Origin of the sequence: Janthinobacterium sp. EB271-G4-7A, from assembly GCF_020858075.1 — a bacterium.
Lineage (GTDB): Bacteria > Pseudomonadota > Gammaproteobacteria > Burkholderiales > Burkholderiaceae_D > Janthinobacterium > Janthinobacterium lividum.
Window position 1 is genome coordinate 308687 of sequence record NZ_JACYMI010000004.1, and the last position, 14042, is coordinate 322728.

The 14042-nt window shown below is 61.5% G+C and carries 12 protein-coding genes; 7 read left to right on the forward strand and 5 right to left on the reverse strand.

From position 1 onward, the window contains the following. Positions 1–649: 649 nt before the first annotated feature. Positions 650–1123: an Lrp/AsnC family transcriptional regulator gene (locus IGS58_RS24310; protein ID WP_070257839.1), complete on the reverse strand. Its 474-nt coding sequence runs from the start codon at positions 1121–1123 to the stop codon at positions 650–652. A 161-nt stretch (positions 1124–1284) separates the two neighbouring features. Between IGS58_RS24310 and glmS the strand changes: the two genes are divergently transcribed. Continuing rightward, positions 1285–3114 (forward strand): glutamine--fructose-6-phosphate transaminase (isomerizing), encoded by a 1830-nt coding sequence (gene glmS / locus IGS58_RS24315; protein WP_034782627.1) that lies wholly within the window; start codon positions 1285–1287, stop codon positions 3112–3114. A gap of 67 nt (positions 3115–3181) precedes the next feature. Here the strand turns inward: glmS and IGS58_RS24320 are convergent, their stop codons facing one another. After that, the gene (locus tag IGS58_RS24320) at positions 3182–4063 is read right to left on the reverse strand and encodes a methylenetetrahydrofolate reductase (RefSeq protein ID WP_230522901.1); all 882 of its coding nucleotides are present in this window, start codon (positions 4061–4063) and stop codon (positions 3182–3184) included. Between the two features lie 13 nt (positions 4064–4076). Then, a complete protein-coding gene (locus IGS58_RS24325) occupies positions 4077–4976 on the reverse strand; it encodes a LysR family transcriptional regulator (protein WP_099395538.1) in 900 nt (299 codons plus the stop codon). Between the two features lie 129 nt (positions 4977–5105). Here IGS58_RS24325 and msuE point away from each other — a divergent pair, with 129 nt between their 5' ends. From msuE to IGS58_RS24340, 3 genes are all read left to right on the forward strand, one after another. Next, positions 5106–5687, forward strand: coding sequence for an FMN reductase (msuE, locus tag IGS58_RS24330; RefSeq protein ID WP_230522902.1), 582 nt, complete (start codon positions 5106–5108; stop codon positions 5685–5687). Between the two features lie 65 nt (positions 5688–5752). Continuing rightward, positions 5753–6730 (forward strand): DUF1852 domain-containing protein, encoded by a 978-nt coding sequence (locus tag IGS58_RS24335; protein WP_230522903.1) that lies wholly within the window; start codon positions 5753–5755, stop codon positions 6728–6730. Positions 6731–6755: 25 nt separating this feature from the next. Further along, positions 6756–7784 (forward strand): methionine synthase, encoded by a 1029-nt coding sequence (locus IGS58_RS24340; RefSeq protein ID WP_070257843.1) that lies wholly within the window; start codon positions 6756–6758, stop codon positions 7782–7784. Positions 7785–7895: 111 nt separating this feature from the next. Here the strand turns inward: IGS58_RS24340 and IGS58_RS24345 are convergent, their stop codons facing one another. After that, positions 7896–9575, reverse strand: a complete 1680-nt coding sequence (locus tag IGS58_RS24345; RefSeq protein ID WP_329958019.1) for a methyl-accepting chemotaxis protein — start codon at positions 9573–9575, stop codon at positions 7896–7898. Positions 9576–9843: 268 nt separating this feature from the next. Between IGS58_RS24345 and IGS58_RS24355 the strand changes: the two genes are divergently transcribed. After that, positions 9844–12273 (forward strand): DUF3772 domain-containing protein, encoded by a 2430-nt coding sequence (locus IGS58_RS24355; RefSeq protein ID WP_230522904.1) that lies wholly within the window; start codon positions 9844–9846, stop codon positions 12271–12273. Here the strand turns inward: IGS58_RS24355 and IGS58_RS24360 are convergent. Next, complete coding sequence (locus IGS58_RS24360; RefSeq protein ID WP_230522905.1) at positions 12270–12758, reverse strand: DUF2938 domain-containing protein; 489 nt, start codon at positions 12756–12758, stop codon at positions 12270–12272. The genes IGS58_RS24355 and IGS58_RS24360 overlap by 4 nt on opposite strands. Before the next feature lie 59 nt (positions 12759–12817). Here IGS58_RS24360 and IGS58_RS24365 point away from each other — a divergent pair, with 59 nt between their 5' ends. Both IGS58_RS24365 and IGS58_RS24370 read left to right on the forward strand, forming a co-directional pair. After that, positions 12818–13462: an ArsR/SmtB family transcription factor gene (locus tag IGS58_RS24365; protein ID WP_092609715.1), complete on the forward strand. Its 645-nt coding sequence runs from the start codon at positions 12818–12820 to the stop codon at positions 13460–13462. Continuing rightward, the gene (locus tag IGS58_RS24370; protein WP_230522962.1) at positions 13462–13974 is read left to right on the forward strand and encodes a ClbS/DfsB family four-helix bundle protein; all 513 of its coding nucleotides are present in this window, start codon (positions 13462–13464) and stop codon (positions 13972–13974) included. The genes IGS58_RS24365 and IGS58_RS24370 overlap by 1 nt, the downstream gene beginning before the upstream one ends. The last annotated feature ends 68 nt before the right edge of the window (positions 13975–14042 follow it).

The following is a 14042-nucleotide window of genomic DNA, read 5'->3' on the forward strand; positions in this document are numbered from 1 at the left end:
CACCCCGCCCTCGGTACGCATGACGTCGTCAGCCTGTCCGGGCTGGCGGCGTTTTTTATGCCTGTGGATAATCCTGTGGAGAGTTGGCTGGCAACCCGGGATAAGTTGCGCCATTCTTCGCACCCAATATTTCTTCTACATTATCGAGTGTGGATAAGCATGTGAACAAGCATGCTGAGAAGTGATGGATAAGCCAGGTATAAGCTGCGTATAAGTGGTGAAAAAGCGGTGGAAAACTTGGGATAAGTTATCTGGCCCAGCTTGCCGATCGAGCGTACATGCCAGTCTGTGTAGACAAGCAAAGCATCCCCTGAGTTTGCTTGTCTGGATTGTGGATAAACTTGTGCGTAATCTGAGAATAAGTCATGAATAACTTGTAAGTCTTTGTATTCTAAAGATATTTGTGGCCTATTTATGCGGGCCGCTTGTGGGTAAAGCTGTGTAAAAGCCTGTGACTAAGGCGTGGGCAAGCGAAGGATAAGGCGGGATAAGTTTTAGCTGGGAGCCGATCCACATTTCTTGAGAAACCTCATGCGAGATGGGATTGTGGCAGCCGTGGACATCGGTGATTTTCATGCTGTGGATAAACTTGTGCATAAGCATGCAGAAAAGTGAGGATAAGCAAGGATAACTTCCCTGCCAGCCGGGTTTACACAGCGATGCGCGTCTCGAACTTGCTGCGGAACGTGGAAAAATAGCTTTTCACGTTGCGCACATTCGCGTGCGCGGCGAACAGGCGGTGCGCCAGCGCGTGATACGCGGGCATGTCGGCCACCTGCACCATCAGCACGAAGTCGGGCCCGGGCGAGACGCGGTAGCATTGCAACACGGCGGGCTCGTCCGCCACGAGTTGCTCGAATTCCGCCATGCGCTCCGCCGCCTGCACGTCGAGCGTGATTTCCACGATGGCCGTCAGGCGCGCGCCCACCAGCTGCGGCGCGACGATGGCCACTTGCCGCTCGATGACGCCGCTTTCCCGCAAATGCTTGACCCGCCGCAAACAGGTGGGCGCCGAAACGTGCACCGCCTGGGCCAGCTCGCTGTTGGTTTGCGATGCATCAATTTGCAGGGCGTTCAGGATGCGACGATCGATCTCGTCGAGGGTAATGTTGCTATCGTTCATGATTGCGATGAATTGGAAAATAAATCGATTCTAAATGAAATAATATTTCATCACAAAATGAGTGTGAAATATTCAGTCAAAAATACACGGATTTAGAAAGCATATTTCATTCACTCTGCATTAGCATGCGTGCATTGATTAAATTTTAGACAGAGGTTTCCATGTGCGGCATCGTCGGCGCGGTAGCGCAACGTAATATCACTCCCATCCTGGTCGAAGGCTTGAAGCGCTTGGAATACCGCGGCTACGATTCCTGCGGCATCGCCCTGCATGCGGATGGCCGTTTGCAGCGTTCGCGCTCCACCTCGCGCGTGGCCGAGCTGGAAAAGCAGATCGCCGAAGAAGGCTTGAGCGGTTTTACGGGCATCGCCCACACGCGCTGGGCCACGCATGGCGCCCCTGTCTCCTTCAATGCCCACCCGCACTTTTCCCCAACGGAAGAGAACGCCCGCGTGGCGCTGGTGCATAACGGCATCATCGAAAACCACGACGAACTGCGCGCCGAACTGACGGCCCTCGGTTACGTCTTCCAGAGCCAGACGGACACGGAAGTGATCGCCCATCTGGTCGAGCACATGTACAACGGCGATTTATTTGAAACCGTGCAGCAGGCCGTGAAACGCCTCGACGGCGCGTATGCGATTGCCGTCTTCTGCCGCGACGAACCGCACCGCGTGGTCGCCGCGCGCCAGGGCTCGCCCCTGATCGTCGGCCTGGGCAATGGTGAAAACTTTGTCGCGTCGGACGCCATGGCGCTGGCCGGCACGACCGACCAGATCATCTACCTGGAAGAAGGCGACGTGGTCGACCTGCAACTGTCGCGCTGCTGGATCGTCGACGTCGATGGCAAGCCCGTCGAGCGCGAAGTGAAAACCGTGCATGCGCACACGGGCGCGGCAGAGCTGGGCCCGTACCGCCATTACATGCAGAAGGAAATTTTTGAACAGCCGCGCGCCATCGGCGACACGCTCGAAGGCGTGACGGGCATCATGCCGGAACTGTTCGGCGACGACGCCTATAAAATCTTCAAGCAGATCGACCGCGTGCTGATCCTCGCCTGCGGCACCAGTTCGTATGCGGGCATGACGGCCAAATACTGGATCGAGTCGATCGCCAAGGTGCCCGTCAGCGTGGAAGTGGCCAGTGAATACCGCTACCGCGACAGCGTGCCGCACCCGAACACGCTGGTGGTCACCATTTCGCAAAGCGGCGAAACGGCCGACACCCTGGCCGCCCTGAAACATGCGCGCAGCCTGGGCATGCAGCACACCTTGACCATCTGCAACGTGGCCACCAGCGCCATGGTGCGTGAATGCGCCCTGGCCTACATCACGCGCGCCGGCGTGGAAGTGGGCGTGGCCTCCACCAAAGCGTTTACCACGCAGCTGGCCGGCCTGTTCCTGCTGACCCTGTGCCTGGCGCAAGTCAATGGCCACTTGAGCGAAGAACAGGAAGCGGCGCACCTGAAAGCCATGCGCCACCTGCCCGTCGCCATCGCTTCCGTGCTGGCGCTGGAACCGCAGATCATCGCCTGGTCCGAAGAGTTCGCCCGCAAGGAAAACGCCCTCTTCCTGGGCCGCGGCATGCATTACCCGATCGCCCTGGAAGGCGCGCTGAAGCTGAAGGAAATCTCGTATATCCACGCCGAAGCGTATCCGGCCGGCGAACTGAAGCATGGCCCGCTGGCCCTGGTGACAAATGAAATGCCCGTCGTCACCATTGCGCCGAACGACGCCCTGATCGAAAAGCTGAAATCGAACATGCAGGAGGTGCGCGCCCGCGGCGGCCAGCTGTACGTCTTCGCCGACGTCGATTCGCGCATCAGCTCCGGCGAAGGCCTGCACGTCATCCGCCTGCCCGAGCACTACGGCGACCTGTCGCCGATCCTGCACGTGGTCGCGCTGCAATTGCTCGCGTATCACACGGCGCTGGCGCGGGGCACGGATGTGGACAAGCCACGCAATTTGGCCAAATCGGTGACGGTGGAGTAAGCAGGCCGGATGTTGCCCTTCTCTGGCGGCGTGGTGCCGCCAGAGAGGCGCTCGTCACACCGGATGCTCAAGGGCCTGGGCCGGTGCGAGCACGGTACTGCTCTATCCACTTGACGGATTGTGCGATGCCGCCGAAGGGAAAGAAATGCAGGCTGACCTCGCCATGGGCTGCTGTCAGGCCGGCGGCCAGGCGCTCGACAAACAGATCCGGTCCTGCCGTGCCGAACAGCTTGCCGATGGACACGCCGTACTTGGACCACATCGATGCGCAGGCGCTGACGCCGCACATGGCGGCATAACGGGCCAGCACCGCGATGCTGGCGGGGCCCGGGACGCCCACGCGCACGGGATGGTCAATGCCACGCTCGCGCAGCGCTTTGAGCCACGTCAACACGATGTCGGCATCAAACGCAAACTGCGTGACGATCGAGGGCGCCATGCCGCGCTTGCCGATGCTGTCGCACTTGCGTTCAAGCACCTCCCACTGTTCGGCCGTGCTCATCACCGGATGGCCTTCCGGGTGACCACCCACGCCGATCACTTTGATTCCCGCGCGCTCGAACACGCCCGTGTCGATCAGCGAGGCACTGTCGGAAAACGGCCCCATCGGGGTGGACGGATCGCCGGCGATCACGAAGCAGCGCTCGACGCCCGCTTCGGTGACCGCGCGCTGGATGAGCGACTCAAACTCGGCGAGCGAGGCAATCCGGCGCGCAGACAGGTGCAGCATGGGTTCAAAGCCGAGGCTGCGCACGGTCCGCGCCGCGGCCAGCCGCGCGTCGTTATCCTCGCGTGGCAGGTAGGGAATGGCAATGGTGGATGCGGGCGCTATCCGCGGCGCCGCCGCGCTCAACGCCGGCATGTCTTTCGCACTGACTTCCAGGGAATAGGCGTGCGTGATGTTGCCAGCGGCCCTGAGCTGAGCTGGATGCATCAAGAGATGACCCATGGCGTCGCCGCGGTCACTGCGCACTGGCGCTGGCCGGCTGGCGCGCCAGTGCGATGAAGGCCCGCACGTAGTCGATGGCGGTGTCCGTCTCGCGTGCTCCCAGGAAAATTTGCTTGGCGATGCCGTGCACACCCAGCCGCACAGGTACCACGTCCATCTTGGCCGCATATTCCTCGACCAGCCAGCGCGGCAGGGCGGCCACGCCGCGGCCGCTGGCCACCATCTGCAGCATGATGTCGGTGGTTTCGATGGCTTTGTGGCGCTTGGGCGTGACACCGGCCGGCAGCAGGAACTGGTTATAGATGTCCAGGCGCTCGATGTCCACGGGGTAGCTGATGAGCACTTCCCGGGTCAGCTGCTGGGGCTGCACATAGGCCGCCGAAGCCAGGGCATGGCCCTTGGCCACGACGAGCACCTGCTCGTAGTCGAACACGGGTTCGAATGTCAGTCCAGGCTTGTACAGCGGATCGGGCGTGACCAGCAGGTCGATTTCGTAGCCGAAGAGCGCGCCGATGCCGCCGAACTGGAACTTCTGCTTGACGTCCACATCCACGTCGGGCCATGCGGCCAGATACGGCGACACCACCTTTAGCAGCCACTGGTAGCAAGGGTGGCATTCCATGCCGATGCGCAGCGCACCGCGCTCGCCCTGTGCGAACTGGCCCAGGCGCTCTTCGGCCAGATCCAGTTGCGGCAGCACCCGGTTCGCCACCGCCAGCAGATACTGGCCGGCCTGCGTCAGGCGCAGGTTGCGCCCTTCGCGCAGCCAGACGTCGGTGCCCAGTTGCTGTTCCAGCTTCTTCATGCTGTGGCTCAGGGCCGACTGGGTCAGGTGCAGCACGCCTGCGGCAGCCGTCAGCGACCCTTGTTTCTCGACCTGCTGGACGATGCTGAGGTGGATGCGTTCAAGCATTGAGATGAGCCATGTTCATGGATGTATGAAATAAGACCATTATACTTCATCGATTCCCGCCGCTATCATCGATTCCCTTGTTGCCTGCACTCTTTCGGCCCTGGCGCATCCATCCACATGAAAGCAAACATGACACGTCCACTTCATTTAGTCGCGGTTTCCGGCGGGCTGCAACGCCCTTCCAAGGCGGCCGCCCTGGCCGAGCACCTGATGGACCTGATCGCCGATGAAGTGCTGTGCGAACAACGCCTGGTCGAATTGGGCCAGTTCGCACCGCAGCTTGCCGGCGCGGTCTGGCGCTCCCACCTGCCCGATACGGTGGAGCGGGAACTTGCAGCGGTCGAGCAAGCCGACATCCTGGTGGTGGCAACACCGGTCTACCGCGGCGCATACACGGGACTGTTCAAGCACTTCTTCGATTTCATTGACCAGGACGCCTTGATCGACAAGCCGGTCCTGCTGGCGGCCACCGGCGGCAGCGAGCGCCATGCCCTGATGATCGACCACCAGTTGCGGCCGCTGTTCAGCTTTTTCCAGGCACGCACATTACCGCTGGGTGTGTATGCGACCGACAAGGATTTCCTCGACTACCGCCTGCAGGACGAAGCCCTGATCCAGCGGGCCACGCTGGCGGTGCAACGGGCATTGCCCTTGCTCGATTTGACGCGCCATGCGAGATCTGCCACTGCTGAAGAGCTGGTCGCAGCCTGATACGCATCACGACGCTCAGCCATCAACACATACATTATTCGCAAAAATCAGGACACCAGATCACCATGAGCAAAGATTTTATATTCAGTATCAAGAGCATTGTTTTCGATGAAAACTATCATCCATCGGACAATACGCGCCTGACGACCAATTTTGCCAATCTGGCCCGGGGAAACAGTCGCCAGGAAAACCTGCGCAATACCCTGAGGATGATAGACAACCGCTTCAACAACCTGGCGCATTGGGATAACCCGAACGGCGACCGCTATTCGGTAGAGCTTGAAATCATCTCGGTGGAGCTGAATATTGATGTCGAAGGCAGTAATATCCCGTTGATCGAGATATTGAAACCGACCGTTATCGACAAAAAAACCGGTGAACGCATCGATGGGATCGCGGGGAATAATTTTTCCTCCTACGTGCGCGATTACGACTTCAGCGTGCTGCTGCCTGAGCATAACAACAATCAATCCACCTTCACCGCTCCCGACGATTTCGGCGATTTTCATGGCAAACTGTTCCGGCACTTTGTCAAATCACATACGTACAAAGAGCGCTTCAGCAAGCCGCCTGTCATCTGCATCAGCGCCTCGAGCAGCAAGGTCTATCACCGGACGGGGAATCAGCATCCCGTATTGGGCGTCGAGTATCAACAAAATGAATTTTCCTCGACGGATCAATATTTTGAAAAAATGGGCATGCAGGTTCGCTACTTCATGCCGCCAGATAGCGCCGCCCCCTTGGCGTTTTATTTCATCGGCAACCTGCTTGGCGACTACACCAATCTTGAGCTGATCGCCACCATCAGCACGATGGAGACGTTCCAGAAGATTTACCGCCCCGAGATTTACAACGCCAATTCGGCGGCAGGCAAGTCGTATCAGCCGAGCCTGAAGAACCAGGACTATTCATTGACGCAGATTGTCTATGACCGGGAAGAGCGCAGCCAGCTGGCAGTCAAGCAGGGCAAATATACGGAAGAGCATTTCATCAAGCCATACAAGCATATTCTTGAACAGTGGACTGCCAGTTACGCTCTCTGACCAACCAACACACGAAATCACCACCATGAAAAAATTATTGCCTACCTCGACCGCCGGCAGCTTGCCGAAACCTTCCTGGCTTGCCCAACCTGAAAAACTCTGGTCGCCGTGGAAATTGCAGGACGAGGAATTAATCGAGGGCAAACAGGATGCCTTGCGTTTGTCACTGCAGGAACAGCAGCAGGCAGGGATCGATATCGTCAGCGATGGCGAGCAGACGCGTCAGCATTTTGTCACCACGTTCATCGAGCATCTGAGCGGCGTCGATTTTGACAAACGCGAGACCGTCAGAATCCGCGACCGCTATGATGCGAGTGTGCCGACCGTCGTTGGCGCCGTGAGCCGCCCGAAGCCGGTGTTTGTTGACGACGCCAAGTTTTTACGCCAGCAAACCACGCAGCCGATCAAATGGGCCCTGCCAGGTCCGATGACGATGATCGATACGCTGTATGACAGCCACTACAAGAGCCGCGAAAAGCTGGCCTGGGAATTTGCCAAGATCCTCAATCAGGAAGCCCGGGAACTAGAGGCGGCCGGCGTCGACATCATCCAGTTTGACGAACCTGCGTTCAATGTCTTTTTTGATGAGGTGAATGATTGGGGGATTGCCACCCTGGAGCGGGCGATCGAAGGGCTCAAGTGCGAAACGGCCGTGCATATTTGCTATGGTTACGGCATCAAGGCCAATACGGACTGGAAAAATACGCTGGGGTCCGAATGGCGTCAATACGAGGAATCTTTCCCCAAGCTGCAGAAATCGAATATCGACATCATCTCGCTGGAATGCCACAACTCGCGTGTTCCCATCGACTTGATCGAACTCATACGCGGCAAAAAAGTGATGGTCGGGGCCATCGACGTGGCATCCAATACCATTGAAACGCCGGAGGAAGTGGCCAACACCCTGCGCAAGGCGCTGCGCTTTGTCGATGCCGACAAACTCTACCCTAGCACCAACTGCGGCATGGCGCCCTTGTCTCGTCACGTAGCCAGAGGCAAACTCAATGCGCTCAGTGCTGGCGCAGACATCATCCGGAGAGAACTATCGGCCTAGCCGCGTCGTGTCAAATTTGATTGTTGATTGACATGGATCAGATCGCGTAGCAGGAAGCAGCCATGCTGCATGACGCCACAGGCGCCGAGAGGCACCTGTGGCGTTGCTGCCTTAGAACTCTTCCCAGTCGGATGACGCCGTTGCTGCCGGTGCAGCTTTCCTGGCCGCCGGCACGCGCAGGGCGACGGCTTGCTGGCGCGGTACGGTTGTCGCGGCGATTGCCGGCTTGCTTGCCGGTGCGCCGGCGTCCAGCTTGAAGGCGCTCACCACCTGCGCCAACGTAGCCGCCTGCTCCTGCATGGCAGCGGCGGCGGCCGCCGATTCTTCCACCAGGGCCGCGTTTTGCTGGGTGACGTTGTCCATCTCGCTGATGGCCTGGTTGATTTGCTCGATGCCGGCCGTCTGTTCCGCGCTGGCCGAGGTGATTTCTTCCATGATGTCCGTGACGCGGCGCACGCTGTCGACCAGGTCGCTCATGGTGTTGCCGGCCTGATGCACGAGCTCGCTGCCCGCCGCCACGGTCTGGGTCGAGTCGTCGATCAGGGTCTTGATTTCCTTGGCCGCGGCAGCGGAGCGGTGCGCCAGGCTGCGCACTTCCGTGGCCACGACGGCAAAGCCGCGGCCCTGCTCGCCCGCGCGCGCCGCTTCCACGGCCGCGTTCAAGGCCAGAATGTTGGTCTGGAAGGCGATGCCATCGATGACGCCGATGATGTCGGCAATCTTGCTTGACGAGGCATCGATTTGCCGCATGGTCGCTACCACTTGCGCGATGACGGCGCCGCCGCGCTGCGCCACGCCGGAGGCCGTATCGGCCAGCACATGCGCCTGGCGCGCATTGTCGGCATTCTGCTTGACGGTCGAGGTCAGTTCTTCCATGGAAGAGGCTGTCTCTTCCAGCGAACTGGCTTGCTGCTCCGTGCGCGCAGACAGGTCCAGGCTGCCTGCCGCTACTTCGGACGAGGCCGAGGCGATCGTTTCCGTGCCGGCGCGCACCGTGCCCACCGTTTGCGCCAGGTTGTCGTTCATGCGCTTGAGTGCCTGCAACAGTTGTCCCATTTCATCGCGCGAATGCACGGTGATCTGGCTGCGCAAATCGCCTGCGGCCACCGTGTTGGCCACCTGCAGCGCCGTGGTGACGGGGCCGGTGATCGAGCGCGTGATGCCATACGCCAACGCCGCCGCGATGGCCAGTGCCGCCAGCGACATGCCGATCAGCAAGGTGCGCGTATTGGCATAAGTGGCATTGGCGTTGTCGCCCGCCGTGTTGGCCAGGGTATTTTGCAAGCTGATCTGTTCAGCAATCAACTGTTTATAGACGAGCAATACGGGACGCAGCTGGCCGTACAGGTAGGCGCTGCTGTCGTCCGGCGTGCCGCTACGGATCAGTTCAAGCAAGGCCTCCTGCCCCTGCGCGTAGCGGGTGTTGGCGTCGTTCATCTTGGCCAGCAACGCGCGTTCGCGGTCGGAATCGAGCATGTTCGCGAGCTTGCCGAGATTGCCGGCCGCCGCCTGGCGCGCAGCCAGGATGGCGTCCGTTTGTTTGCGCTGGTCGGCCGGATCGGCGCTGAGCATCATGTTGCGCAGCGCAATGGCGATATCGTTGATGTTGGCCGACACGCTGTTGGCGAGCTCGATCTTGGGCATGCTGTCATGCACGATATGGCCGGTGCCCTGGTTGATCTTGCCCAGCATGGCAATGCCCAGGCAAGAGATGATGATCAGCATGGCGCCGATGGTGCCAAAGCCTGTGGCGAGGCGTGTGCCGATGGTCAGGTGGGATAAAAACTTCATGGCTGTCTCAATACGGAGGGAATGGTGAAAAGGTCGGCGGCGTGCAGATGGCTGCCGCGCCGCCAAGCGGACGACGATCCTAGACCTTTTCGAATGATATTTCCATAGGGCAATATGTCTAGTTTCTCCCCGGGGCACACGCCAGTTCCGCCTGTCCTGCGGCTTGCCCGCGTTTTCAGCTATATTGGCAGGCACCTGCCGGGCAGCACGCCATGACTGGCGCTGCTGCCAATCCGGCCGTTTTTCTCATTTCCAGCCATAGGTCCGCATGACTTCTTTCCGTGTCCGTTTCTTCCCCTTCCTGTTGGCCTTGCTGCTGGCGTGCTCGCTCGCCCCGCCGCCCGCCTGGTCGCAGCCCGTCGATGACGCCGCCACGGCCGACCAGCGTCTCGATGGCTTGCGCAAGCAGATCACCGGTATCCAGAAGGCGCTCGATGGCGAGGCTGAGCTCGATGATGCGACCCTGTCGCAGATGCGGGCTGATGCGCTGGCGGCCAGCGCCGAGGCGGACAAGGTGGCCGATGCGCTCGCGCCGACGCTCTCCAGCGTGCAGGCGCGGCTGGCCGAGCTGGGCAAGCCGGCGGCGGGTACGAAAGATGCGCCCGACGTGGCGGCGCAGCGCAGCCAGCTGGACCGCACCAGCAGCGCGCTCGATGCGCAAGTCAAACTGGCGCGCCTGCTGGCCGTGGAAGCGACGCAGGCCTCGGAACAGGTGTCGACGGTGCGCCGCGCCCAGTTGCAGGCGCGCCTGGGCGAGCGCACGGCTTCGATACTCGCCGGTTCGTTCTGGAAACAGCTGCATGCGGAATTGCCGCAGAACCTGCAGCGCTTGCGGGCGCTGGAGCTGGAGTTGGCGAACGCGGCCAGCGCCACGCCGTGGTCGGCCTGGGGCGGCTTGCTGGCCGCCATCGTGGCTGTGATCGGCGCCAGCGTCTGGGCATCGCGCTACTTGCTGGTGGTGACGTCCACGCGCGTGCCGCATGGCCGCTTGCGCCGCTCGCTGCATGCGCTGGCCGTGCTGGTGCTGGCGCTGGCCACGCCGGGCCTGGTGGCGGAATTGCTGGCCATGGGGCTGCGCTGGGAGGGCGGCCTGTCCGAAAAAACCTCGACTTTCCTCAGCAGCTTGATCGGCATCATCTGCTTTGCCGGTTTTACGGCGGGACTCGGCCACGCGCTGCTGTCGCCGCGCCGCGTGTCGTGGCGTCTGCTGCCCCTGCCCGATGCGCTGGCGCACCGCATGCGCAACTTCCCGTCGATGTTTTCCTTCATCGTCGTGCTCGTGTGGGCGACGGAACGGGTCACCATCGTCATCAATGCGGGCCTGTCGACGGCTGTGGCCGTCAACTGCATCGTCGCCCTGGTGATGAGCACGACCATCGCCTATGGCTTGATGCGCGCCGAGCGCTGCTGGCGCCAGTTGCGCGAGGCTGATCCCGCCACCCTGGTCACGCCCCTGTGGCTGCGCTGCGTCACGGTTCTGTTGTGGCTGGCGCTGGCGTCGAGCGTCATCAGCTTGTTGATCGGCTATGTGGCGTTCGGCAGCTTTGTCGCCAAGCAAATCGCCTGGGTCATCGTGGTGGTGTGCAGCACCTATCTGCTGACGGTGCTGGTGGACGATATCTGCATGCTGCTGGCCTCCACGCCACCGCCGCCGGACGCGGCCCATCCTGTACTGGCCACGCCCAAGGCGCGCGACCAGGCGGCCGTGCTGCTGTCGGGTATCGGCCGCGCCATCGTCGTGCTGCTGGCCCTGATGCTGCTGCTGGCGCCGTTCGGTGAAGGTCCGGGCGAGCTGTTCCAGCGGGTCGGCAAGCTGCAGGATGGCCTGGCCATCGGCGAGGTGGCGATCCGCCCTGCCGCGCTGATCCAGGCCCTGCTGGTGCTGCTCGTTGGTTTTGTTGCGCTGGGCCTGTTCAAGCGCTGGCTGCAAAACAGTTATTTGCCGACCACTAATCTCGATACGGGCATGCAAGTGTCGTTCATCACCTTGTTCGGCTATATCGGCGGCGTGCTGGCCGTGGCGCTGGCCCTGTCGGCGGCCGGCATCGGCCTGGAACGCATCGCGTGGGTGGCGTCAGCCTTGTCGGTGGGTATCGGTTTTGGCTTGCAGGCGGTGGTGCAGAACTTCGTTTCCGGCTTGATTTTATTGGCCGAACGTCCTGTGAAAGTGGGCGACTGGGTGTCGCTCGGTGGCGTGGAGGGCGACATTCGCCGCATCAATGTGCGCGCCACGGAAATTCAACTGGGCGACCGTTCCACGGTGATCGTGCCGAACTCGGAATTCATTACCAAGACGGTGCGCAACGTGACTCTGGCCAATCCGCTGGGCCTGGTGCAGGTCAAGCTGCCGCTGCCGCTGGGCACGGATGCGCAGGCGGCGCGCGCGCTGATCCTGTCCGTCTTTGTCGACAATCCCGACGTGCTCGACACGCCGGCGCCCAGCGTGCAGCTCGATGGCATCGACAATGGCCTGTTGCTGTTCAACGCCACCGGCTTTGCCTCGTCGCCGCGCTTGACGTCGGGCATCCGCAGCGCGCTGCTGTTCGAACTGCTCAAGCGCCTGGACGAGGCGCACATCGCGATTGCCAAGCCCAGCACGATGGTGCTGAGCACGGTGCCGGCCCAGCCGGAGGCACCGGCCATGTCGGCGGTGGCAGCCGCACCGGCACCGGCTCCCGTGCCACCGCTGACCTCCTAGCGGACCGTCGACCACAGCAGCGCCGCCAGGTACAGGCCGATGCCGAACGCCGTGTGGGCCATCAGGCTGCGCAGGCGGGCGGCCGTCGGATGCGGCGTCTTGCTGGCGGCCAGGCCGGCGCCCATGCCCGGCTGCAAGATGCAAAACGGCGCGGCCACGCTGACGAGACTCGCCAGCAGGGCTGGCGCGAACGTCGGCCCTTGCACCCATTCCTCTCCCACCAGCGCCAGCAGCACGGCCGCAAACAGCACGCCGATCACATAATGAAACGTCCAGCCCAGGATCGCTTCATCGCGCACGGGCGCCGCCTGGGCGATGTTGGTGTGCGTGATCGTGCCGCGCGGCAGATGGCCCAGCCAGCGCCCCACCATCGCAAAGTTCAGCGAAGGAATGCACCAGTAGCGTTTTAACGCCACCGCCCACACATCCATCACCGCCGTCGCGCCCACGCCGATGGCCAGCGCATCGAGCCAGAGTATTTGCATTGCCGCTCCTAACATTCAATTGATTGCTTGAATGTTATAAGGGTGCTAGCATCGTGTCAATGAAAAATGCCGATATCGAATTTCTCACCGGTTCCGCCGGGTTTGCCCATATTTTAGGCAGTGCGCCGCGATTGCGCCTGCTCGAGCAGATCGCACATGGCGAATATGCGGTGGAGCAGCTGGTGGAGTTGACGGGTTTGTCCGTGGCGAATACGTCCCAGCATTTGCAGCAGTTGCGGCGCGCCGGTTTCGTGCAGGCGCGGCGCGACGGCAAGCGCGTGCTGTACCGGCTCGGCAGCGGTCCCATCGTGCAGCTGCTGGCCGCGCTGGACGTGTACGCGCAGCATCAGCGCAGCGAGTTACAGGCGCTGGGTCGGGGTGACCACGTGGAAGCGATCACGGGCAATGAGTTGCTGGAACGCATGCACGAAGCGAGCATCACCGTGCTCGACGTGCGGCCCGCGCAGGAATTCGCTGCCGGCCACTTGCCCGGTGCGATCAATATTCCTTTTGATGACTTGCAGCGCCGCCTTGGCGAATTGCCCGCGAACGCAGAGATCGCCGCGTATTGCCGCGGCCCGTACTGCGTGCTGTCCGTGCAGGCTGTGGCGGCCCTGCGCCAGCACGGCTTGCATGCGCGCCGTCTCGGCAGCGGCTACGATGACTGGCAGGCGGCTGGCTTGCCGGTGAGCCGGGCGGCGTGATGGCGATCCCCGACAGCAAGCAGGAACTCATCGACGCCATCAACAGCACGTATGCAAAGTTGATGCAGGAGCTGGCGCGCGTGCCGCCCGCGCTGGCGCGCGATCCCGTGCTGGAAGGACAAGTGGCGGGCACGCGCATGAGCGTGTGCGACCTGCTCGCCTATCTGGTCGGTTGGAACGAGCTGGTCTTGCACTGGCATGCGCAGCTGCGCGACGGCAAACGCATCGAGGATATCGCCTTTCCCGCCGAAGGTTTCACGTGGAACGCTCTGGGAACATTGGCGCAGCGCTTCTATGCGGACTATGCTGAACTGGGCATGGACGACTTGCTGCAGCGCCTGGAACAGGCGAAGAACCAGCTGCTGGCGCTGATCGAGGCGCACGACGACGCGCAATTGTATGGCCAGCCCTGGTACACGCATTACACGATGGGGCGCATGATCCAGTTCAACACGGCGTCGCCGTATGCGAATGCGCGCACGCGCTTGCGGGCCTGGCTCAAGACCTTGTAGCAAGCCGACCGGCAGGCTTGCACGATTGCATCAGTACGCTCAGGAAAATTTCAGGCAGGATAGTGGTT